Source organism: Niallia sp. FSL R7-0648, assembly GCF_038007005.1.
In the GTDB taxonomy this organism is placed as follows: Bacteria; Bacillota; Bacilli; order Bacillales; family Cytobacillaceae; genus Niallia; species Niallia circulans.
This window is the reverse complement of record NZ_JBBOWE010000001.1, coordinates 3,076,999-3,101,317: the sequence shown is the minus strand read 5'-3', so window position 1 is coordinate 3,101,317 and position 24,319 is coordinate 3,076,999. Positions and strand designations below refer to the sequence as shown.

General features: G+C 33.5%; 23 protein-coding genes and 1 pseudogene. 19 read left to right on the top strand and 5 right to left on the bottom strand.

Going from position 1 to position 24,319, the window contains the following annotated elements; all coding sequences use genetic code 11:
- Positions 1-18: 18 nt before the first annotated feature.
- Complete coding sequence (locus NSQ89_RS15290; RefSeq protein WP_336045212.1) at positions 19-2,967, bottom strand: Tn3 family transposase; 2,949 nt, start codon at positions 2,965-2,967, stop codon at positions 19-21.
- Position 2,968: 1 nt separating this feature from the next.
- Complete coding sequence (locus tag NSQ89_RS15285; protein WP_000668444.1) at positions 2,969-3,538, bottom strand: recombinase family protein; 570 nt, start codon at positions 3,536-3,538, stop codon at positions 2,969-2,971.
- 346 nt (positions 3,539-3,884) lie between these two features.
- Between NSQ89_RS15285 and NSQ89_RS15280 the strand changes: the two are divergent.
- The 4 genes and pseudogenes from NSQ89_RS15280 to NSQ89_RS15265 all read left to right on the top strand — a co-directional run bounded on the left by NSQ89_RS15280 (position 3,885) and on the right by NSQ89_RS15265 (position 9,431).
- A pseudogene (locus tag NSQ89_RS15280) lies at positions 3,885-5,147 on the top strand (IS110 family transposase).
- A gap of 822 nt (positions 5,148-5,969) precedes the next feature.
- Positions 5,970-7,295 (top strand): spore germination protein, encoded by a 1,326-nt coding sequence (locus NSQ89_RS15275; protein ID WP_209391752.1) that lies wholly within the window; start codon positions 5,970-5,972, stop codon positions 7,293-7,295.
- Positions 7,295-8,371 carry a GerAB/ArcD/ProY family transporter gene (locus tag NSQ89_RS15270; RefSeq protein WP_341132882.1) on the top strand — a complete coding sequence of 359 codons (1,077 nt, stop codon included), beginning with the start codon at positions 7,295-7,297 and terminating at the stop codon, positions 8,369-8,371. Before NSQ89_RS15275 ends, NSQ89_RS15270 begins: the two co-directional genes overlap by 1 nt.
- Complete coding sequence (locus NSQ89_RS15265; protein WP_336045549.1) at positions 8,358-9,431, top strand: Ger(x)C family spore germination protein; 1,074 nt, start codon at positions 8,358-8,360, stop codon at positions 9,429-9,431. Before NSQ89_RS15270 ends, NSQ89_RS15265 begins: the two co-directional genes overlap by 14 nt.
- A gap of 308 nt (positions 9,432-9,739) precedes the next feature.
- Here the strand turns inward: NSQ89_RS15265 and NSQ89_RS15260 are convergent, their stop codons facing one another.
- From NSQ89_RS15260 to NSQ89_RS15250, 3 genes are all read right to left on the bottom strand, one after another.
- Positions 9,740-10,975, bottom strand: coding sequence for an IS110 family transposase (locus tag NSQ89_RS15260; RefSeq protein WP_341132437.1), 1,236 nt, complete (start codon positions 10,973-10,975; stop codon positions 9,740-9,742).
- 414 nt (positions 10,976-11,389) lie between these two features.
- The gene (locus NSQ89_RS15255; RefSeq protein WP_341132881.1) at positions 11,390-12,565 is read right to left on the bottom strand and encodes a PIN-like domain-containing protein; all 1,176 of its coding nucleotides are present in this window, start codon (positions 12,563-12,565) and stop codon (positions 11,390-11,392) included.
- A gap of 530 nt (positions 12,566-13,095) precedes the next feature.
- On the bottom strand, positions 13,096-13,440 hold the full coding sequence (locus tag NSQ89_RS15250) for a helix-turn-helix domain-containing protein (RefSeq protein ID WP_341132880.1): 345 nt from the start codon (positions 13,438-13,440) through the stop codon (positions 13,096-13,098).
- A 147-nt stretch (positions 13,441-13,587) separates the two neighbouring features.
- On the opposite strand from NSQ89_RS15250, the gene NSQ89_RS15245 reads away from it, so the two are divergent.
- The 15 genes from NSQ89_RS15245 to NSQ89_RS15175 all read left to right on the top strand — a co-directional run bounded on the left by NSQ89_RS15245 (position 13,588) and on the right by NSQ89_RS15175 (position 24,298).
- Positions 13,588-13,890, top strand: coding sequence for a hypothetical protein (locus NSQ89_RS15245; RefSeq protein ID WP_016204207.1), 303 nt, complete (start codon positions 13,588-13,590; stop codon positions 13,888-13,890).
- Between the two features lie 212 nt (positions 13,891-14,102).
- Entirely contained in the window at positions 14,103-14,330 is a 228-nt protein-coding gene (locus tag NSQ89_RS15240; RefSeq protein ID WP_047944800.1) for a hypothetical protein, read from the top strand.
- 55 nt (positions 14,331-14,385) lie between these two features.
- A complete protein-coding gene (locus NSQ89_RS15235) occupies positions 14,386-14,685 on the top strand; it encodes a hypothetical protein (RefSeq protein ID WP_341132879.1) in 300 nt (99 codons plus the stop codon).
- A gap of 64 nt (positions 14,686-14,749) precedes the next feature.
- A complete protein-coding gene (locus NSQ89_RS15230) occupies positions 14,750-14,938 on the top strand; it encodes a hypothetical protein (protein ID WP_047944802.1) in 189 nt (62 codons plus the stop codon).
- Positions 14,939-14,950: 12 nt separating this feature from the next.
- Positions 14,951-15,124, top strand: coding sequence for a hypothetical protein (locus NSQ89_RS15225; RefSeq protein ID WP_156827851.1), 174 nt, complete (start codon positions 14,951-14,953; stop codon positions 15,122-15,124).
- Between the two features lie 185 nt (positions 15,125-15,309).
- A complete protein-coding gene (locus NSQ89_RS15220) occupies positions 15,310-15,930 on the top strand; it encodes a thermonuclease family protein (protein WP_341132878.1) in 621 nt (206 codons plus the stop codon).
- Between the two features lie 40 nt (positions 15,931-15,970).
- Positions 15,971-16,144: an aspartyl-phosphate phosphatase Spo0E family protein gene (locus NSQ89_RS15215; protein WP_016204211.1), complete on the top strand. Its 174-nt coding sequence runs from the start codon at positions 15,971-15,973 to the stop codon at positions 16,142-16,144.
- A gap of 30 nt (positions 16,145-16,174) precedes the next feature.
- Positions 16,175-16,420: a hypothetical protein gene (locus tag NSQ89_RS15210; protein ID WP_016204212.1), complete on the top strand. Its 246-nt coding sequence runs from the start codon at positions 16,175-16,177 to the stop codon at positions 16,418-16,420.
- Between the two features lie 298 nt (positions 16,421-16,718).
- Positions 16,719-17,045, top strand: coding sequence for a DUF4257 domain-containing protein (locus NSQ89_RS15205; RefSeq protein WP_016204213.1), 327 nt, complete (start codon positions 16,719-16,721; stop codon positions 17,043-17,045).
- Positions 17,046-17,160: 115 nt separating this feature from the next.
- Positions 17,161-17,415, top strand: a complete 255-nt coding sequence (locus NSQ89_RS15200; protein ID WP_016204214.1) for a hypothetical protein — start codon at positions 17,161-17,163, stop codon at positions 17,413-17,415.
- Between the two features lie 245 nt (positions 17,416-17,660).
- Positions 17,661-18,137, top strand: coding sequence for a hypothetical protein (locus NSQ89_RS15195; RefSeq protein WP_341132877.1), 477 nt, complete (start codon positions 17,661-17,663; stop codon positions 18,135-18,137).
- 15 nt (positions 18,138-18,152) lie between these two features.
- Entirely contained in the window at positions 18,153-18,434 is a 282-nt protein-coding gene (locus tag NSQ89_RS15190; RefSeq protein ID WP_341132876.1) for a hypothetical protein, read from the top strand.
- A gap of 257 nt (positions 18,435-18,691) precedes the next feature.
- A complete protein-coding gene (locus tag NSQ89_RS15185; protein ID WP_341132875.1) occupies positions 18,692-20,287 on the top strand; it encodes an NlpC/P60 family protein in 1,596 nt (531 codons plus the stop codon).
- Positions 20,288-20,308: 21 nt separating this feature from the next.
- Positions 20,309-20,623 (top strand): hypothetical protein, encoded by a 315-nt coding sequence (locus NSQ89_RS15180; protein WP_341132874.1) that lies wholly within the window; start codon positions 20,309-20,311, stop codon positions 20,621-20,623.
- Between the two features lie 678 nt (positions 20,624-21,301).
- Positions 21,302-24,298, top strand: coding sequence for a Tn3 family transposase (locus NSQ89_RS15175; RefSeq protein WP_206845588.1), 2,997 nt, complete (start codon positions 21,302-21,304; stop codon positions 24,296-24,298).
- Positions 24,299-24,319: the final 21 nt, after the last annotated feature.

Sequence of the window (24,319 nt, the reverse complement as noted above, 5' to 3'; positions counted from 1 at the left end):
AGAAAAATTAGGGTTTTTTTATATCCTAAGTGGACTTAGGGAATGTATTGAGTTCAAAATCTCAGGTATAAATGAATATTCTCCTAGAAAGTTTATATGTTCCCATCCTAATGGTGATATGTGCGGGAGCAATTCCTCTTGATACTTTCCTGTATTTTTAAAATGTTCAATTGCTTGTGATAGATACACGGTATTCCAAATACTAATAGCATTAATAATTAAGTTTAAGGCGCTGGCACGCTGTAATTGATCTTGTATTGCTCTTTCTCTAAGTTCCCCATGTTTCCCAAAGAAAATAGCTCGTGCCAATGCATTCATAGCTTCTCCTTTATTTAATCCACGTTGAATTCGCCGACGCAATGTTTCGCTAGAAATATAATCTAATATAAACAAGGTTTTATCTATGCGACCCATCTCTCTTAAAGTTGTCGCAAGGCTATTTTGACGAGAATAAGAACCTAATTTCCCCATAATGAGAGAAGCAGAGACCGTTCCTTTACGAATGGAATGTGCCAACCTTAATACATCATCATAATTTTCCTGAATGATCTTGGTGTTAATTCTTCCACGAAGCAACTTCTCCATTTCTGGATATTGGTCTGGCTTTTCAAATGAATAAAGTTTTGAATCTGCAAGGTCTCGTAGTCTTGGGGCAAATCGAAATCCTAACAAATTAGTTAATCCGAATACTTGATCCGTATAACCAGCCGTATCTGTATAATGTTCTTCAATATGCAAGTCGGTTTCATGATGCAATAAACCATCTATAACATGAACAGCGTCTCTTGCGTTTGTATTAATCACTTTCGTATAGAAGCTAGAAAATTGGTCACTAACAAACCGATAAATGGTTGTTCCTTTCCCTGTGCCGTAATGTGGATTTGCATCAGCGTGTAAGGATGAAACTCCTACTTGAACACGCATTCCATCTGAAGAAGAAGTTGTACCATCGCCCCAGTACGACGACAAGTTTAACTGGTGTTGAAAATTCACCATAACGGCTTGTGCTTTATTTATAGCATCTTCATATAAACGCCACTGTGAGGCTGTGGACATTTGCCGGTAAGAAACCCCTTGTGTCGCTTCTGCCATCTTAGTAAGACCGATGTTTGTTCCCATAGCCATAATCGCTGCCATGATCGCAGGCTTTTCTTCTTCTTTCGGTGGATTCAGCGTAGAAGCATGGAGGAACTGCTTTTCGAATCCCGTCCAACTTGCTACTTCCATAAGCAAATCTGTCAACTTCACACGAGGTATCAGTTGATATAGAGATAAACTATATTCTCGTGCTGTTTCTGGAACGTTTTTCTCCAAACGATGGAGATGCAGCCGTCCGTCTTCAAAATTAACCCCATCTAATTCTGTGATATTCGCTTTAATCCATTCAAGCCGATCATGTAATGCATCTATTTTCAATTTTAAGTATTCATCAACAGAAGGTGGTGCGGTAAGTCCATTAAGGTGCTTGTTTTGCTCCCATGCTTCTTTTGTCACTAAATAATTATCAAAATCTTGATGCTGACGACTTCCTTTAATAGAAACGTTACCTGAGCGTACAAGATTTCTTAACTCGGTAAGAACAGACATCTCATAATATTGGCGATTTATATTACCATCATCATCATAAACGTGCTTTTGCCAGCGATTCGAGATAAAGTCCAAAGGAGCTCCTTCTGGAATTTTTCGTTTATTATTTTTGTTCATCTCTTTAATGGTCTCAATAGCTTGAAGCAATGGCTCTCCTGATTTTGTAGAAGTGAATTCTAGGGCTTCTAACAATGTTGGAGTATATTTACGTAAGTAGTTAAAGCGAAATTTTAGTAAGTCTAAGTAATCGTAATCCATAGGGCGTGATAATTGCTTCGCCTCTTCTATTGAGTTTACGAAGTCCTCCCAAGGCATAATAGCTTCTAAGGCTTCAAATGGGTCCTTCCCTTGTTCTTTTGCTTGAATCAATGCTGTTCCCAAATCTGCAAAGTGAATAACCTTTTCATTAACTGATTTACCATTTAACCTCTGAATCTCTTCTTGAGCTTTACGTCCTTTTGATAACAATAGGCTAATTTGCCGATCATGTATCTCAAAGGCATGATCAGTAAGGTTTTGGCTAAGTTGTAGGAGGTGTAAAACTAAAAGCGCAAATTTCTTATTCTCTTTAAATCTACGGAATGAACGGGGTTCATATTTGGAACCCAATCGTGCTAGCTGTAAGACCCTATTTGGATGAATTTCTTTAATATCCACATTAAGTTGCAAAGTTCGTATGACTTGAAGACGTTTTATAACCTTTAAGAAGGCATCTGGAGAAGATTGACCGGGAACTTCTCGCAACCAAGCAAGGGGTGTCTTTGAATTGGTGGAACTTGCATCAAGTAAGTGATCTAACTTTTGTTTTTGAGATTCACTTAATGTAGAGATGATAGATTTAAAAATTCGTTCTTCTGCCCGTTGACGAGCTTCCCATACAATCCTTTCTATTGTTGTCAGTGCTGGCAAAATTACTTTTTGTCTTCGCAATTCTTCAATTGTTGAGCGAATCAAGTAGTCTGTATTTCCGTTCTCAAGAGCAAGTTTAAGAGTAAATTGTGCAATTATTCGATATGCCCCAAAGGATAAGTTTTGGTAGCCATAATGTTGCCGAAGTTCCTCTAGATGTTCATTTCGAGTTGCTACCCGTTTTGCATACTGGGTATATTCTTGAGGGGAGACATCAATTTGTTTTGCAATATAATCGAGTATTGGGCTGGGAATGTCTTTAATCTGAAATAAAGTCCAACCTGGATACCGAAGGACAGCGAGCTGTAAAGCAACCCCTAAGCGATTATGGTCTCTTCGGTGCTTATTAATAAATCCAAGATCTTCTGAGGTAAAAGTATAGTGCATTTCTATGTCATGCTCATTCATATCATCAGGAATAGACACAAACATATTTCGCTGATCGGAGGTTAACAGCTCTTTCCCTCTCATGTTATACCTCCTTGCCAGATTTTTCTTTTGTTCCTAAGTAACGATATAACGTTGTTGCTCCTATTCCTGTGGCTTCTTTAATTTGAGATAAGGAGTAGTCTTTACTTTCATACATCTTCATGGCAAGCATGATTTTTTTAGGTTCAACCTTCGGTCTACCTCCATTTCTTCCCCTAGCTCTAGCAGCTACCAGTCCATCTTTAGTTCGTTCACTAATGATGTCCCGTTCTAATTCGGCTATGCTGGCTAACATTCTGAAAAAGAATCGCCCCATAGCTGTTGTTGTGTCAATTTTATCTTGAATAGACACGAAATGAATTCCCTTAGCTTCAAACTGCTCCATGAGTTCAATTAAATGTTTGGTACTTCGACTGATACGATCTAATTTGTAGACAACTACTGTGTCGCCCTTACGCAGAACTTTAAGTAGCTCGTCCAATTGAGGCCGGTTTTTCCTCTTACCTGATTCTTTTTCTTCAAAAATCTGTTCCACTTCATAATGGTTCAAAGCATCCAGTTGTAATGACAATGACTGATCTTGCGTACTTACCCGTGCATATCCAAATTTCAACACAAATCCCCCCTTACTTAATACATTTACTATACCATAAAGGGTATTTAAATAGATATATTAGTAATTTGATTTTGGTTATATTTTTGGTTATGTGTTTTAAGTAGTTTTTGAATATTTTTAGATAATCTCTTTTCTACAACCAAAAACGGTCGTTTTTGGTATTTTTTTATATAGAGGAAATGGATATAGGAGATTGTGAAAAGGTGTACTTACACTAACGGGCAGCATTCCTGTAATGAAGAAATATGAGGTTTGAACATAAAAAAGCCCCTTGGTATGATATGAATGTCCAAAGCTTGGCGGCAAAAAGGACAACAAACACATATACCAGGAGGCTATTCAAATGAATTATAACCAAAATGAAAAGATTGCTCAAATTACTTCTCAAACATTAATTATAGGTGTTGATATTGCTAAATACAAGCATGTGGCAAGAGCCCAAGACTTTAGAGGTTTAGAATTTTCAGCACCTTTATACTTTGAAAATACAGATTCTAGTTTTAACTGTTTCTTAGAGTGGATAAAAAAGTTAATGAATCAAAACAATATGGAAAAAGTGATCGTAGGAATGGAGCCGACAGGTCACTATTGGCTGAATTTAGCTCACTTCCTTAAGGCGAAAAATATCAAGTTTGTAGTTGTAAATCCTTTGCATGTAAAGAAAAGTAAAGAGTTAGATGATAATTCTCCAACTAAAAATGATGTAAAGGATGCAAGAGTTATCGCACAGTTGGTCAAAGACGGGAGATATGCAGAACTTCGTGTGGCTAGAAAAATACGTGATCTTCTATCTGTTGATCTTCAAGCAGTTCAAGGGCAAGTCCATAATTGGATAGACCGCTATTTTCCAGAGTTTCTTACCGTCTTTTAAGGATTGGGAAGGTAAATCTGCTATACAATTATTAAAACTAAATTTATTGCCACATGAGTTAGTAGCTCTCTCCGAACAGGAGATACTAGTACATCTTCGAAAAGCTGTTAAACGTGCAGTGGGACTCAGTAAAATAAAAGAACTAAAGAAGATTGCAGTTGCTTCAATTGGTATTAGGGAAGGTTCTGATATGGCTAAGTTAGAGCTTCGCACGTTAATAGACAAATATGAACTAATAAAAGAAAAGTTCGAAGAACTGGAATCTAACATAGATAAACTTCTTGAACAAATTCCAGGTGTTGAACAAATGTTGGCTATTAAGGGAATAGGGAAAGACACGGTTGCAGGCTTTTTTTCAGAGGTAGGAGACCTAAGTTACTATTCCCACCCAAGGCAGATTATCAAACTAGCTGGGCTTAGTCTTAAGGAAAATACATCTGGTAAGCATAAAGGACAAACCTAAATTACCAAGAGAGGTAGGAAGACATTAAGAGCTCTCCTCTTTCGAGTTGCAATGCCTTTGGTCGCTAAAAATACCGCTTTTAAAGCATTACATGAGTATTTTACAAAGCGTCCAAATAATCCTTTGAAGAAGATGCAATCTCTAATTGAATTGCAATATGTAATAAGCTCATACGTATTTTATTTACCATCGGTAAAAAGCAGTGCGAATTTAGTGAAGAACGCATGTTATCGGACATTCCTCATATGGACGTATTACAGGTAGCAGCTTAATTTCTTTTCTTGATTGAAATTATTTAGTAGGTTAATTGTTTTAAACATTTGAAGCACGGATTAGTCAGTAAAACAACTAAAATACGGGCAAGGACCCTGTCGGGCAGCATGACTGACATCCACCTCATGGAAAGGTTGGACGAAGGAATTTTGGAGCGAAGACTCTGTGAGATATGGGAGGGTTGACCTCCATGAGAAATGTGGAGATCCACCAGTGCAATCATATTTTTACTCATCCACCAATGGTTGTAAGAAGGTGGTTGATGGGTTATAGCTCTTTTTTCTCTCAGAGTCCAAATATATCCTTTCAAGTGAGAATCCTCCAGCTATAAGGACATTTACCGACAGGTAAATAACTATGAAAATCTAAGAAAACAAGAGTAATCCGGCGTTTTCCCTTCTTTTATAGAGGGAGTTTAGTTGAATAGCGCTATTAATAAAAACAAATCCCAATCATCAAGATTGTTCACACAAATTCCTCGTTCCCACCTGAAATGGGGATATTTGTGTGGCTATTCAAAAATTCCGTAACTTAGCTGGTATGTACTTTTATTATAAAAATTATTTCAAACTGTTTATAAACAATAATATTGTATTCCTCTTCATCCTAAACTTCTACACTTCAACTTTTCCAGATTTCTGTATCTTAATTTTTTCTTCTAAGGACAATAGTTCGTATTCCCAATTTGCGTTCATTCACTTCCTTTTATTTTCTTAAACATTTAGAAGTTATATAAATTGTTCCAGTATCAATTTTCCCCCTGAATAATTATATAAAATTAAGTGCATATTAAACATATAGGAAATGAAAGGAAAAATGTTATGGAACAAATGGTTTTAGATATTAAAAAAGCGTTAGGGGGTAATGATGACTTTTTTATAAAACGTGATTACCTTTTAGAAAATGAAGTTTTGTTACTAGGACTAAATACACTAATAGATATAACAAAAACAAAAACAATTTTTCAAAAACAGTCAGAGGGTTTAATTTCTCAAGGGAAAACATCAGAAACTATATTTATTTTAATGGGTGAACTTTTTGAAGACGATACAAAAAAGGCTATTACATCAATTCTTGAAGGTAAACTCATTATATATATAGAAAATACAAAAAAGTTTATTATTTACGAACCTGTTCCTAAGGGGTTAAATCGTTCAATTGAAGTTCCATCAAATGAAAGTGTAATTCAAGGACCTTCAAACTCCTTTACAGAAGATATTGATACAAATATTGGACTCCTTCGTAAACAACTTACTTCAAATAAACTTCTTGTTCATTCCTTCACAACAGGGAAAAATCAGAAGACAAAAATTTCTTTACTATTTATTAATGGCGTAGTGGATAAAGAACTTGTTGAAAATATAAATAGTCTTATTGAAAAGAATAAGAGTATGGATATCAGTAACTTACAAAGCTTGTCAAAAATGCTGGGGTTTTCATCTTGGGATACAATTTCAAAATTTAATACGACAGAGCTTCCTTTTCATGCATCACAATTTCTTAAAACGGGAAGAGTTGTTATATTAGTTGATCAATTACCATTTGCTTTAATCCTGCCTAATCTCCTATGGGATATGTTTATTGTTGAAAGTGATCGTAATTTTCCATTTCCCATTATGATAACTATCCGTTGCCTCCGAGTAATTGGTGCATTAATTGCTCTAATAAGTCCAGGAATGTATGTTGCTCTTGTTGCTGTAAATCCGGAAGCGTTACAGATAGAGCTTGCACTTTCTGTAGCTCAAAGTCGAGAAGGGGTTCCTTATCCAGCACTTGTTGAAGTTATAATCATGTTGGTTGTTCTAGAACTGATATTAGAAGCAAGCATAAGGCTTCCAAAATCAGTAGGTCCCACAATTACAATGGTTGGAGGAATTATATTAGGACAAGCAGTTGTAGAAGCTAAATTAGTCAGCAATCTCTTAATCATCATTCTTGCAGCAACAACAATTGCTAACTCAACCCTTGTGGGGGCTCAAAGCTCGCTTTCAATCAGATCATTTAAATATATTAATGTAATTCTTTCTTCACTATTTGGAGTTTTAGGATTAGTAGTAGGTCTAGTTTTTATTAGTTCTTATTTGGCAAGTTTAACTACCTTTGGCAAGTCCTATCTCTATTTAAATATAGGAAGGAAGGAACAATAGTGGTAAGAAGTCTACATGTTATGATAATGTATGTGCTTTGTCATCTGGGACTAATTTTTTTTATGTTTCCAGCTGATATTATTGCTAGTACAGAACAAGGCCATTGGTTCCCAATTCTAATAGGGATTATTGTACATTTTGTATGTTTGTTGACTTATATGAAAGGTCTCAGCTTTTTTCCAAAAAAGGATATTTTAAGTATATTTTCGAAAAGCAAAAAAAGGGTAACTTTTTTATTTTTTGCTCCCGTTTTACTTTATCTAATCATGGCCATTATTATAACGGTCAGAGCATACGCAGAAATCGTAACCTTGGTATTTTTATCCCATACCCCATTATGGACAATTATACTATTATTGTTGTCTGTTTCTGCATACATTTCATCTAAAGGTATCGAAGCCATTTTACGAACTGCATTTTTATTATTTATATTAGTTTTTCCAATATTATTGTTTGTCTTAATCATGTCATTTCAGAATGTTGATTGGAGATATGCCATACCTTTTGACACAGACTTAGGATTCATTAGTAAGCCTGCTTACTTCGAGAGTTATTTTGCATTCGCCGGTGGGTTTCTCTTTCTTGGATTTGTACAACCATTTTTCTCTTATGAAAGAAAATATGTTATTTTGTCTGCGATATTTCTTATTCCTTTCTTTCTCTTTTCAGTATACATTCCAATTCTTACTTTGGGACAAGCGACTGCATCAAAAGCATTTCTTCCTTTTGTACTTATTGTGGATTCTATAAATATTGATTGGTTAATGTTTGATCGAGTTACAATGTTTTTTCTTTTAAGCCTTATTGCTTTTATTATTTTGTATCTCTCTCTCTTAATGTGGAAAGCAATTCGAATAATCAACTATTACATTCCTAAAAGTAGACCTAGCTACCTATTGTTCGGTTTGTCTGTAGCAATCTTTTTCGTTTGCTTTTGGATTCCAGACTGGAAGGATGTTGAAAATATCCTTTTTATGAATTCTTTTTTAAGGTCATACGTTATAATTGTTGTACCTCTTTCTATTTACTATATTGGAAGAAGATTAAAGAGGAAGGATACAAATGAAACTATCTAATAAAAAAGTCATTTATTTAATTTGTAGTTTAACTATGGTTTTGATATTGAGCGGTTGTTGGGATATTAAGGATATAAATCATCGTCTACTACCAGTGTCGATAGGTGTTAAGAAAGTTGACGACCAATATTTGGTGATCCTGAATATACCAGAGCCTATAGATGGTAGTATGGAAACGAAAATTGTATCTGCTAAAGCTGAAACGGTCTCAAAAGCAGTGGATACAATTAGTAGAAATATGGAGAGCGATGTGTATTTATTGCATGTAAAGCTAATCTTTATTGAGAAAGAAACTGCTGAGGATGGAATAAACGATATAATTGCAGGATTTATGCGTTCAAGAGACGTTTCCCCAAAAGCTTTAGTTGCAATATGTGATGAGGATCTTCAAGAATTTTTCAATAACATTAAAATTAATGCCGAAAAAAAAGGGCTCAGCACTTATAACTATTTCGAAAAAAATGCAGGCTGGAATCCTGACATTGCCCTTACAAGAGTTTGGGAGGTCTTCCGAGGCATACATTCTTATACACATGATGTGGCTATACCTTTGATTCGTTCGGGAAAAGATACGACTATGGATCAAATCGGTTCTGCCATATTAAAAAGAGGAAAAATGGTCGAGCAAATCAGTTCAAACGAAACCCTGCTGTACAATGTTTTTAAAGGGGAGAGTGGTAATGGAAAAATGGAAGTAATGGAACATGCTACAGTCATGCTACTGGGTTCTAAAACTGACAATATAGGAAGACTAGTGAATAATGATGCACATATGGAAAGTCTAATAAAAATGAGAGTTGTGATATTGGAAACAAAAGGAGAACCCAGTTTGAATTTAATTAAAGAGGAAATTAATACTCTAATCTCTGAGAGGTATAATAAATTATTTACAAAACTTCAAGAGAATGAGGCTGATGTATTCGGAATGGGTCAGTTTTTTAGAAATCAAATCCCTCGTGATGAATTAAAAAACTGGAGGTCAGATTACTTTAAAAACATGAAGATTAATATTAATGTTAAAATAGACATTCAAAATGAAGGTTATCTGAAAACAACTTAAAGAATTATATCTATATCCATTTTTGTAACTGGATTGGATTTTATGAATCAAATTTATGTTATCTCAGCAGTTATCTTGAATATAACAATTGAAAAAATAAATAGATAATAAAAAGCTGTTTTTCGATAAGAAAACCGGCTTTCTTTGTGAATTATGTGAAACAATGTACTTAAACAAAACCAGCTAATAGTTTGTCAATAAATATATTTTAAATTTATAATTACTAAATGCTATACTAAAAATGCATAACTCAAATAACCCTCCTGATTCAATTTGGAAGGTTTTAGTTGTATAGGAAAATGTTGTTACTAAATAGTTTCTTGGAATGGTGTTTTCGTTTTTAACATCGCATAAATCCAGTGTAAAAGCTTATTAGCACATGCAATAATGGCTACTTTATAAGGCTTACCTTCTTCACGTTTTAAATCGTAGAAGGCACGTAATCGCATATTTCGTGCAATGGTTTCTTCAGTTGTTTTCTTTTTACGACTATCTCGAATGGAACACCGAACTGCTGTAAAAAGCATGTGGCGAAGCCTTGCAGAGCCTCGTTTAGTAATATGATTCTTCGTGCCTTTAAAGCGACCTGATTCAAATACACTAGGATCAAGTCCTGCAAAGGCAACTAACTTTTTGGGATGACTAAACCGATCAATTTCCCCGATTTCAGAAATAATCGTTGCAGCGATTTTTTCGCCTACACCGGGAATTGTTTGGAGTAGTTCATATTCTTCGAGCTGTACTGCTAACTGATCAATCTCACCCTCCAACGTAGAAAGCTGTTGGTGGTACACTTGAAGTAAATCAATATACATATTCAGACTGACAAGAAGGCTTTGATAACGCGTTGACTGAAATGGGTTGCGTTCTGCAGCTGCGATTAATCCCTCTGCTTTTTCAAGCGCCCAATTAAACGATCTTGCTTTACAATGCCTATCAATAAATTGTGCAATTTCCTCCACACAAGTTTTTAAGACAGTCTCCGAGGTAGAGAAAGTTTGTAAAGTTCTTAATGAAACCTCGGCATACAGATCGCCAAAAACACCTTTATACTCTGGAAATACTTGATCTAATACAGATTGAAATTGAAGCTTTGTTTGAACCATAATTCCCGTCATATTTTCATGTTGTCTTGTCAGATGCCGAAGGTTTAATAACTGAACACCACGCTTTTTCTGCGGCTCTAAATCCTCTTTGTAATACAGTTCGCCTAAGTGATAAGCATCAATGGCATCTGTTTTGGTTTTTCTTAAACTAGAACTTTTTGCTCGGTAAGATACCAATGGATTTACGATAATGACAATGTACTCTCTTGCTTCTAAAAACTGTACAACTGGGGCATGATAGTGACCCGTTGATTCCAAGACAACTGGTGGTTTCATCCCTGTTTGATGCTCTAAATCTAGTAAATAAGAGTATAACTCTTTTAAACCATCCACCGTATGTTCAACTTTCACACTATTTTTATAGGGCATTTTTTTATCCAAGAACATTTGAACCTGACTTTCACCTTTAGCGACATCCAGACCAACAACTGGATTCATAAATTATCTCCTCCTAGTGTAGTGGATTGACCGGTAACCTCTATCTAGCTTGTCATTCATATCTTCGCTTGTTATACGGGATCATCATGTCCCAACCAGCCTAATCATGTGTTAACAAGTAGAGGGAGAACAGTTTAGTTGTCGGGATCAAGTCCCACGGGTGCGTCCGTTCTTCCCCGGCTACTATCAATCTATAAATTGAATAAAAAATAGTCAACCAGAATTCTCTGGCTGACCTTATAATACGAACGGGTGCGTTAGTTCAACATGACATTATTTGGAAACTGCGAAACCAAAAGAATACGAAGAAAAATATTAAACCCTGATCCTTCTGCTTAGCGTAGAAAAATCAGGGTTTTTATATCCAAAAAATGTCTTAGCGTATAATATCTGCGTTTTGTCGGCAGTACCCCTTTAATTACTTAAAGAACGATATAATTTTTCCTTAAATTCATCTAACTTATAAAGAAAATCATGAACATTGATATCACCTGTCAGAAAATCATCATTTATAACTTCAAGACCATGTTTTAAATCGTAATATAAATTTTCCTCAATTATATCCTTATGATAATAATATTCTATCTCATTCGAAAGTTTTTTAAAGTTATTTGAAGCTTTTCTTTGTTGACTCAACTGATCTTTATATTTTTTTCTTATGCTTGTTGTAGGAAAACCTAAATTAAACACTTTATATATATCCAGTTCTTTTTGTTTATACCTTAAATCTTCCTTTACGTCTTCATTTAGAGCTTTACCTTTTCTGGAAGACACAGCTTCTGCAAACTGTAATGGTGTTATAATATGTAAGGTTTTATTATTTTCTTCAAAAAACTCTTCAATAAGTTCTCTCCTTCCACCTAAAAAATCTTCACCCCTTGTATAAGCCCAATCAGCTTTCACATCTCCTGTTACAAATATAACAGGTTTATCTTTCAAACTTAAAATAGATTGCCAAATGAGATAATCACCTTTATGTCCATTATCTTTGTAACCTGGAGGGATATTGTGCTTTTTTCGTCTAGCTAACTCTTCTGTTAGCTCTTGACTATCTATCTCGATTTCATCAATATAACCATTTTCAAAAAATGCTTTGAATTTTTCGCTAATTGGATCTTTATACAATAAACTTTTCACTAATTTCTGTAAGTCATTAACTAATGATAATTTATATTTTTTTTTTGCAGTGTTTAATTCATTTATTGCATTTAAGTATCTTTCTTCAGAATCAAGTATTGGTTTAAATATCTTATTATCAAACATATCATATGCCGGAACGACAGTTTTTATCGTATTTTGTGGCTGCTTTTCTTTCTCTAATTTGCTAAGCAATTTGTCATGTATCTCTTGATATAAAGTTTGGATAACTTCGGCTCTATTATTTGCAAACTCTTTAACTACTTGGTGTGGTATTTTTAGTCTATTTTGTTTAGATATTTCAGATAATATATCATAAACGACTTTATATGTAGTATCTCTCCATTGATAAGCCATGAGTAGAACATTAGTGTCTATTACTACATAAGCATCATCCATGATTTCATGAAGTTCTTTTAAGGGAATAAATATATTGAAAAATCGGTCCGACATTTTAACCTCCAATAAAAGTTATATACATATCAATTTAAAAAGTAATCCTTATTATCAGTTACTTTATTACAGGAATACAGCTTGTTAGTACATTTAACACTATGTCATTAACAATTAAATTAAGTCTTATAATTATGTACAGAATTTTAGGTAAGTAGTATTATTGAACGATGTAAAGAGAACTTTAAAAACGTTAAAGCATATACACATTTCTGTTTTGCTATTCAATACTGTAATTGAGTTGGCTCTGTAAATAAATTTTAGATTTCTGGATGGGAAATCAATCGAGAAATGGAGAAAGACGATATGCTAAACTTATTGATTTTTATAATGTCATCTTTTAAGCAATCGATAGAAATATTGTATAACATAGAAAAAAGTGAACTAGTGACTTAAATAGCCTAACTACATAATGAATTGTAGTTAGGCTATTATATTTTGGTATAACCGTTGAAAAAATAAAGCGGTTCATCTATATTTCAAAGACACATTTACTAACTTTGTTTTATTTTATATCTTATTTGACAATATCATTTTCTATCAATTAATTGCAAAATGTTTTGGGTTAATTGATGGACAATTATTATCTCTTCTGTACTTCTTGTACTTAATAATTCCTGATGAAGCTTTAATAATACTGTCCTGTCAGTTTCTTTTTTTAGATAGTTTTGTTCAAATAAATCAGTAGGTGAAATTTCAAGAGCTTCCGTAATTTTGTTAAGCGTTTCCAGGGAGATATTTCTTTCTCCTCTTTCAATACCACCAATATATGTATAGTGAACATTTGCCTTTTCAGCTAGTTCCTCTTGTGTAAAACCTCTATATAATCTGAAATAACGGACTCTTTCTCCAATGGTTTTTACTAAGTTATTCATTTTTTCACCTCTTTCTATAAGGGTAAAAAACAATGGAAATACTATACAGTAGTTTATATTCAAAAAAATAAGTAAAATAATATTTATAAGTATTAAAAGACAGGTGGATTTCTACATTACTATAATAAGTAACAGAAAGGATTTCCCATGAATGAAGAAAACTACTATATTAAGAAAAAAGAAACCATTATACCATTTTCGCATGGTAAATATAAAATTAAGAAAACTACATACTATCTGCAGGATAATGAGTATGGATTAAGAGTTGAAGTCACAAGATTTAGTCTAACCGGAACTGTTGAAGTGAGGCTAGTGTATGGTGGGGGACTAATTATTGAAAAAATTTATACAACTAAGAGTATTGTTCATCCTACAAAGGAGCAACTAGAAAAGATAATAAAAGAGTTCTGTGTAAATTCCCACCAATATAAGAAATTAAGTGGTAAATAATCAGTAATTATTGCTTTTTTCAAAATAATCAACTAGAATTTATATATACATTTTTTTGTAATTTTTATTTTTAGCTATCTTTATGATAAGCATATTCGAATAGACACGAAGCCTTTGGGCCTTTGATTTTTACTTAACAATATTTTTGTTAGGTTAATAAAAGGACCAAAGGCTTTTTTGTGTTTATCACAGAAAGGAGCGGTATGTAATTAATGAAGGGGAAATATTTAGGAAAAGCAGATAGTGCTAACTTAGTGCCTGGAATGAGTTATTACTTATTTGAAAATGGTAAGGATTATTTTTATGTTTCTCGTTTTAACAATAAGAAGGCTCATTTTGGTTGCTACGAAAAAACACCTTTTGAAATTAATGAGGAAACAAGGGAGAAAAGTGAAGTTACATTTAAAGTAAGTAGTTCAGGACAGATTTCATTTTTCTAAAAGAGATCAGTTGGCATTTATCATTGTTTTTTTTAATAAAAAGGGAGGCAAAAGAATGGAAACTTTAATAAATACTGTAGAACTGGTGAACTTTAAAGTTGAAACTTCATGTTTTAAAACTTATGAATTTTCCACGCATAATGGATTATATGTTGAAGAGGCACAATCGGAGTTTAGTTCATTTCGTTTAATGATCTATAAAAATGAAGAAGCGGCTATATTTGTTGCAAATGAGTTTGATTATGATATTAGCGAAGAGGTTTCTTATTTATTTGATATCGAAAAGATTAAAAATATTTGTGAAAACAAAAAGGATGTACCAGATTTCTCTGATGATTACTATGAAGAAAATTAAAAAATCTGATAATTATTGAAATCATATTAGTAATAATTGGTACAGGTGAAATGGAGGAACTGAGATGTATTACGATCGTGAAATACATATAAGAGTGGAAAGAGAGAGAAAAAGAATAATCGAATTCCTAAAAGAAAAGGGGATCACACGAAATAAAGATGATGAAAAAATAGATGATTTAACACTTTTGTCATTAACTTTAATGGAAAATGAATTACTAGCAGATATAAATACCAAAAAAGTATCTATATAGGAGGATTATTTGATGATTAGTTATACAGAAGAAGAAAAAGTAGTTGTGACTAAATTAGTTATGGAGTTAGCAAGAATAGATAATAAGAAAAGAAGAAAAGATTTAGTTTGGTGGTATTCCATGGCCAGTGGAATCAATAATAATGAAAAAACTAAGAAAATCATGGAGGACATAGGAGCAATTTAGCTTTGCCTTTTCTGAAAGGAGAGTTTAGTTTTTTTGAGGTTGAATTTTTCTATTTTTATCCTTATTATAAATATATAGGAAATTAGAAGAGTGAATATAATATATTGAGAAATGGGAGCACCCCAATTACTAAGTAAAGTCTTAGTATATTGGAGTGCTCTCTTTTTTGGAAATGAGGGGTTTAGATGAAAAAGATTATTTCCACTTTATTCATTTTATTTTTATTAAGTGGATGTTCAACAGATAGCCTAGTTACATATCAGGCTAAAGAGAACTACAAGACTGATAATCAGGTAGAAAAAGAGATTTCGTTTAAGAAGTACTTTAATGAAGTCAATCGTTCTAGTGAAAAGGCAGCTGATATTAAAACAGAAAAACACAAAGCTATAGTAAAAAAAGTGATAGATGCTGACACTTTAGTTTTGGAAGCAGATAAATATACCGCTTTGAGGTTAATCGGAATAAATGGACCTGAAATTACAAAAGGGAAGAATGAGCCATTTGGACAAGAAGGTAAGGAATATCTGGCTAACCTTATAGAAGGAAAGGAAATTACCTATCAATTGGATCCTAATGCTGATGAAAAGGATAAGTACGGAAGAATTTTGGCGCATGTCTTTTTAGATCAAATTAGTATTCAGTCATATTTATTAAAAGAGGGATATGTTAAATTAGCTTACTTATTTGATGAATATGAATTTATTGATGTCTATAAGGATGCAGAAAATATAGCAAAAGAAAAACAATTAAATATTTGGAGCATCCCTGGTTATGCAGATACTGACTTAAATGGTTTTGTTAAGTAATACAAAGATATTCTAAAACAATAAAATTGGAGGAATACTCATGTATAAACTAAGAGATCAAATAGAGCGGGTAAGAGAAGAAATGTTAAAAATTGCATTCTCAGAGGGATTTAATTCTCCCGAAGCAATAAAGAAGAGTAAAGAGTTAGATGAATTAATACTAAGATATCAGCAAATGAACCAAAATGAATCGGTAGAAGTTAGAATTTGTTAAGAGGGTAAGAATAGTTTAGGAGGGTACTTAATGATAGATTGGAGAGAAGAAGACGTTAATAGATTCTTTAGCTATCATAAAACAATTACTTATTATGGTGATGAAATACCTAAGTATCTGGTTCTAGAAAATCCAGATGGGGACGGTTGGATGATTGGTATGTTTTATCCATTTATAGGAGGAGAGTACGTTCCATTAGAAGAAGCGGGAGACGTACGACTAATATTTTCTACATTAAATTCAGCAAAAAATTATGTGGATTTTAATTTATGGTGAGAAGTGATCAAATAATAAAAATTCTTAGGCTTGAAAATTTATAAATCTAGTAAAAAGGGATAGGTTTACTATCTCTTTTTAAATTGTGTAGTGTTATAAGAAAGAAAATCGTATAATAAATGTATAACCATTTTTTCTTTTTTCTTTTTTGGCAATCCTATTTAGGATTAGCGTCTTAACTAATAAACACGCAGCCTTTGGGCTAATAGGCATAATACATGTAACGCATGTATTTATTGTCTATTGCCTCAAAGGCTTTTTTGTGTTTGCGCAAATTTTTCAAGAGAGGTGAATAGGCATGTTAAATAAAATAATTTTGGCTGGTTGTATTGGATTTGGTATGGGAGTTTTAACTCACGCAAAGAGGTATGGGACAATAAAAAAACCGAGGAATAATAAACTTACATTCTATCCTGGTTTCTTATTGGATGGTTGTTTTGGAGCTGTTGGAGCTATTGTTACGATTTTATTCAGTGATCCAAATGGAACGGAACGAGTAATTTTAACATCAATCTTAGGTGGATATGTAGGTGAAAATGCAATTATTAAAGTTGAAGAATCACTTCAATCAAAGAAGGAAAGCAGAATAGAGGAAATAAACAGAAAGATAAATCAGGATCTGTAGTGTTTATTTTTTCAACATGATTTCGATATGTTATAATATTTATAACAATAATCGTAGTATAGTGTAGAAGAGCATAGAATATAGTCGAGGTAAGATAGACGAGAGGAGAGAAATCATGAAACTGAATGATATCCTAACGGAAGAAGAAAAAAAACAAGTTAATGATTTAATGGTAGAGTTAGATGATTGTATTACTGAACGCCAAATGGATAAGATAACTAAGGCTATAGAAGAGATTTTTAATGAAGCTAAAAAAAGATATTATGAATCAATAGGTTCAAATAAAGAGCAAGCAGCTTCCTTACAGGAAGATAGAAGGATTTTTCATAGAAGATCCCCTAAGCGATTAAGAAAAGTATCATCTTACTGAACAGAGAAGAGATTAATAATCTCTTCTTTTTGTTTTGTTTTTGATAAGTACATAAGTACGATTCTTATGAAAATAAGAAAATAAAAGTGCTTATAGGATAAAGGAACATTAAATTAATGAAAATTAATAACAACTAGACTTTTCGTTATATGGTTGCTATAATTTACCTATATAAATAACGAAGAGGGAATCCCCCTAGATGAAGACATATAAACTGTATGTCTTATTCTAGGGGGATTTTTTTGTTGAAAGGAGAAAAAAGCGTCATGGAAAGAGAGAAGAAACTGAAAGAAGGCACATACTGTACGAATGTTTTATTAAGATGGTTAACAACAGATTTATTATTAACTAATAAACGGTTTAAAGGGTATGATCGTAATACCGTTTTAGGTTTAATGCCTATAGGAAAAAATGAAGTTACTATGTCCTTAAAGAACATAGCTAGTGTTTCAACTTCAACAAAATTTCATCTAAAGAGATTTTTGTTTGGTCTGTTTTTTACATTCATATTAGGACTTCCTTCTTTTGTTAATGGGGATTTTTTCATAGGACTAGTCCTTATTCTTATCGGTATTGTTCCCTTGTTTAACAGTTATACTTGTTCGTTAAATGTATCGAATAATGGAGGGGTAGCTTTACCTATTGAGATTTCTATACTGGAAAGAGGGAATTTACAAGAATTTGCAAATGCGATTAATGACACAATTGCTGAAGTAGAATAGGGGGCTTAGAAACAAATGTCTCTATCTTCAGAATTAGTTAAAAACGACTTTATTCAATTTCCTACAGATTATACAGATATGGTAATTAGATATGAATTAGGTAAATATGAATATATTGAAATACCATTTATTAAGAAAAAAATGGAGAGTAAAGAATTAGCAGAATTAATTATAGAAAAAAGTAGTCGAGAAGAGAAAAAAACGCTTGTTGAGATGATAAAACTTATTCAAAAAAGAAATAGCTCGCCAAAAGGATATTTGGGGATCCTAGCAGTAGCTTTATCAACCAAAGAGTAATGTTTGGGAAAGTAATCACTTGATTTAACAAGGTTTGATAGAGAGTGAGGAGTAAATGTATAGGAAAAGTACTTTTTGGTCTGAATATGGGTATTATGCCAGCATTACCTCAATTAATCCTAATTTTACTTGATTATTTAAAGAGTTAATACATGAATATGTTGAACAAATTGAAAATTCAAATGGGATAACCCCAAGATTCATAGAGAGACATTCAACTCTATGTATTCTTGGGGTTATTTTTTGGGAGGGATAAAATGATTAGTAAAATTAAAAGTATCACTTTCCTTTCTGCTATGGGGTTATCCATAGGATTGATAAATGGACCAATCCATGTTGCTGCAAATGAGAGTGAAAAAGAAATAACAACGATTGATTCGATTGATGAATATAATAAAAATTTGAAAGAACAAATTGTAAAGATGGATAAGGCTATAAATATAACCCAAAATGAATTAGTTTTAAAAAAAAGGCAACTAAATCATTTAAAAACAGCAATAGACTTAAATAAAAAGCAGGTAAAAAAAGTTAAAGATGAACTGGCCGCGAAAGAACATGAATATCGGGAATTAAAGAAAAGTTCGGTTAATGATCTACCCTTTCTTTCGGATAATTTGGCCGGGATAAATGAAGATATTATTATAAAGAAGAACGTAAAGAACTTTAATCTCGTAGAAGATTTGAACAGAGATTTTACGTATTTAATGGAAAAACAAACATTACTCAATGAATTTAGCGATTTGAATGAACAATTGCAACAACAACAGGAAGCTTCCAGTAAGTTAACAGATGCATTGAAGGAAAAGGAGGATACTTATAAAGTAGAAAAAGAAAAATTAGAATTAAAAAGCAAAACTTTATCAAAGGATAAAGAGATGATTGAAGCCGCTATTACTAATGAAAATGCCAGGGTAAATGGAGAACGATTTGAAAGTGATTTTTACCAAAAAAGCATTACATCATCTAAAGAGGTACCAGAAGAATATATGCCATATTATCTTTATGGTGAACAGACATATAACATACCATGGTATTACTTAGCGGCTATACATGCTGTAGAAACCTCCTTTTCTACTCATGTTACCATGGAATCCAGTGTTGGAGCCATAGGACCTATGCAATTTATGCCTTCTTCATGGGTAGGATCTAAGTACGATATTGGTGGAGGATTAGTAGCTGAAGATATAGACATCACCGATTTAGAAACCATAAAAAGAGGAAACGGGTTTGGAATTGATGCTAATAATGATGGAAAAGCAGACCCATGGAATCCAGCGGACAGTATTGCAAGCGCAGCGTATTACTTAGCCTCTCATGGATTTGAAAATAACAAAGAGAAGGCAATATGGGCCTATAACCATGCAGATTGGTATGTTGATAAAGTTATAAAGTTAGCAGAGAGCTTTAAGTTCCAAAAGGACATATCTACAATCGATCTAAATATTAATAATAATAGTGGGATTGATGTTACAACAGTAGGATATAAGTGGATAAATAATTCTTATTACGTATTTGGAGGAGGAAGGAGCAAAGAGGATATAAGTAGAGGGTATTTTGATTGTTCTAGCTTTGTTCATTGGGCATTTGAACAAGTTGGAGTAACCTTAGGCAATAGAACCGGAGTGACAACAGACACTCTTAAAGAAATGGGGAATGTGGTTAATTATGAAGCTGCTAAACCAGGAGATCTCGTATTCTTTGATACTTATAAAAAAGATGGGCATGTTGGGATTTATTTAGGAGAAGGGAAATTCATCGGCGCCCAAAGCTCTACCGGAGTTGCAATTGCAGATATGTCTAATGGCTATTGGAATCAAAAGTTTAATGGAAGAGTTAAAAGAATTTCCCATTAATTATATGAGGAGGAATGGGAAATGGATGATAAAAATAGCAAAATGATAGATAATGCAAAGAAATTAGCAAATGAAATAGTAAGAATAGAGAATAAAATTCAGTTGATAATTGAATCAAAACAATGTGTCTTTGATGTTTTAAATGATGGGGAATTAGGATGGATTGTTCAAACTTCCTATTGTCAAATTGGAGGATGTATAGTTAATTACATTCCTTGCAAATCTAAAATCACTGCTATTGAAGTCTCTGCAAGGATGACCTTTAAAGGGATGAAGCCCGCTGCGAATGGAATCTGTTCTACTTGTAGTAAAGATCTACATGAAATGATAACATAGAAATTAGCCATACTCAGAGAAAAATGTAAATAGAGGTGCTATTTGTATAGAGCTTTTTAAACCCGTAAGGATAGATGTGTACACTACTTCTTACGGGTTTTTTCTATAGCTAATTATTCGACTAATATAGGTAATGAACAAAGAGAATTGTTAATTATTTTGTTATGGGTAATGATAATAATCTCTTTTCGTTTATAGAAATGCAAATCTGTTTTGCTAAAGCAATTAATTAGCTATTTGATAATTCTAGGACAACTAAAATTACGTTTGGATTAATTTGAAGAGTCTTTAGTATTTGATCAAGTTCTAATGTATTAGCTTCTTCTATAACTATCCAAATGATTGTTTAATAGGTGGGTTCTTGATGATTGCACAAAAAGAGAAGTATCTGATAAAAGTTCAAACGGGAATAACGCTAAAGGCAGTGGTACCCTTCCAGCAAATCGTTATCGTCTGCAAATATAGATGATTTAGGGATGGAAATCCAATTTATACAGGGCAATACTTAGATTATAATGAGGTTGCTTTAGTATCTGATATAACTTACAATTATTCAATTACACCAGTAAGGCCTAGTGACAGGGTAGCTGCTCTAGACCGCAAAGTATTGTTTTCATCCTCTAATCAATAGATTACACTCAAAAGAGTGATTATTCTAAAGTTAGGGGAAGGTTATTTATGAAACGAAATTGGAATGAAGATGAGCTACTAGAACATTTTGTAGTACTACCCATTGAAAGAAAGCTAATTGGTAATAAAACAGGGGCAAGTCGTTTAGGATTTGCGATATTATTAAAGTACTTTCAACAAGAGGCTAGATTTCCTTCCAAGAAACAAGATATTCCCAAAGTGGTAGTTGAATTTATAGGGCAGCAATTAGGGTTATCTTCATCACTCTTTGAGGAATATCGTTGGGGAGCAGATGAAAGAAACTTTACTTATCATCGAAAACAAATTAGAGAATTCTTTGATTTTCAAGAACTTACAGCAAAAGATAACGAACTTTTGACAGAGTGGTTAAACGAACAAGTTCAGTTTACACATGATATCGACTATTTAAAAAGTCAGGCATACAGTCTGTTTCGCAAGTGGAAAGTCGAACCTCCTTCAAATGGAAGTTTAAAGCGTATGATCGATTCCTCCATTGACACTTTTGAAAAGGATTTATATCAATCGATTTATCAGCAGCTATCTTCTAGGACTTGTTCGAGATTAGATGCGTTACTGGAATCTTTTACTGATGAAGTAACAGTAGAAGGTTTTGAAGAAGAGTTTCATAAGGAAAAGGAATCAGATATTTTAACTTTTCGGCAACTTTTATCTTCTCCTAGCAAACCAAGTGTAAGTACCATGGAAATGGAAGTTAAAAAATTGTTAGCTATTCGGCACCTACACATTCCTCCAAGATTATTTCATCATTTGACTCCGAAATTAGTAAAGAAATATCGACTCCGTGCAGCTACAGAAACCGTAACAGAATTGCGTGCACACCCTGCACCCATTCGCTATACCCTTCTTGCCATTTTATTTACGCATCGTCATGAAGAAGTCATTGATTATTTAGCTGATTTATTGGATGAAATTACGCATAAATTTGGAAATAAGGCCAAAAATACAACCCGAAAAGAAGCAGTAGAAGAATTAGAAAGAGTCCAAGGAAAAAATAGACATATTGTCAATTTATTAAAAGCAACCGTAGATCACCCAGAAGGGGTCATTCAAGATACTTTATTCCCTATTGTTAGCTCTGATATGATTCGAGATATTATTAAGGACATGACAAAAAATAATCGGGAATACAAAGAAAAAATCTATACAAAAATGCATTCTTCTTACCAAGGGCATTATCGAAAGTCACTTTCTAAAATTTTAAACAACCTTACTTTTCGCTCAAATAATCAATTTCATCAGCCGATTATTAAGGGTATTCAACTCATACGAGAGTATGGAGAAAGTGGGCAACGTTATTTTGCTGCTGGAGATGAAGTTCCCATTGAAGGTGTAATTCAGCCGAAATGGAAAGATGTTATTGTCGAGACAGACAGCAAAGGGATAGAAAGAGTAAATCGAATCAACTATGAAATTGCAGTGATCCAATCGCTTCGCACTCGACTTCGGTGTAAAGAAATTTGGATTGAGGGTGCTGATCGATATCGAAACCCAGATGAAGATCTCCCTCAAGATTTTGAAGAGAACAAGGAAGAATATTTTCAAGCACTGAAAGCACCACTTGATGTAGAGCCTTTTATTGAAGATATTCTACAGTTGATGAAAGATAAACTCCATTTATTGAATCAAGGGCTAGGAGATCATAGTAACGAAAAAGTAGCCATTACTACCAGAAATAATAAAGGATGGATTAGAGTCACTCCACTCGAAAAGCAACCAGAACCTCCACATGTGACGATGCTTAAACAGGAGATTAAGAACCGTTGGACCGACATTAACCTATTGGATTTACTAAAAGAAACAGATTTTCATACGGAGTTTACCAAACACTTTAAAACCACCGCCAATCGAGAGATTTTAGATCGAGAAACCGTCCAACGAAGGCTTCTTCTAAGTTTATTTGGATTAGGAACGAATACAGGTTTGAAAACAGTTTCTGCTGGAAACCATCTAGATAGTTATCGAGAACTTCGATATATACGCCAAAAATTTATTCATAAGGATCATTTGCGAAAAGCCAACGCCGAGGTTACCAACCATATCATCTACAATCGAATGAAAGAGGTATGGGGAGAAGCTACCACTGCATGTGCTTCCGATTCAAAACATTTTGGCTCTTTTGATCAGAACTTGCTTTCAGAATGGCATCCTCGTTATAAGAAGCATGGAGTCATGATCTATTGGCATACAGATCGAAAATCAGCTTGTATCTATTCTCAGCTTAAGTCCTGCCTTTCTTCTGAGGTGGCAGCAATGATGGAAGGGGTTCTTCGTCACTGTACGGACATGGAGGTTGACAGAAATTATGTCGATACACACGGACAAAGTGTCGTTGCATTTGCTTTTTGTCATCTACTTGGTTTTAAACTGATGCCACGGTTTAAAAATATTGGATCTCAAAAGCTATATCGTCCAGAAGCCGGCATGAATGAGGAATATCCTCACCTACAACAGGTTTTAAGTAGACCGATTAACTGGGATCTTATTCGGCAACAGTATGAACAAATCATTAAGTTTGCAACTGCTCTACGGTTAGGTACTGCTTCTGCCGAATCCATATTAAAGCGATTTACAAGGGATACGAAACATCCAACCTATCAGGCTTTATGTGAATTAGGAAAAGCGATTAAAACGATCTTTTTATGTGATTATTTACACTATGAAGAGATTCGAAGAGAGATCCATGAAGGATTAAATACAGTGGAACAATGGAACTCAGTGAATACTTATATTTTCTATGGGAAAAACAGTGAGATTCGTTCCAATTCGATAGAAGATCAAGAGGTGTCTGCCTTATCACTTCAATTGCTGCAAAATTGCTTAGTCTATATGAATACCTTAATGGTACAAGAGGTTCTTTATGACAACAACCAATATTGGTTGAAGAAAATGACTCCAGAAGATTTTAGGGGATTAACACCTTTATTTTATCATCATGTCAATCCATACGGAACTTTTGAACTCAATATGAATCAGCGAATACCTATTAAGTTGAAGGTGTCGTAGTTTTTTATCATTTTGATCGGT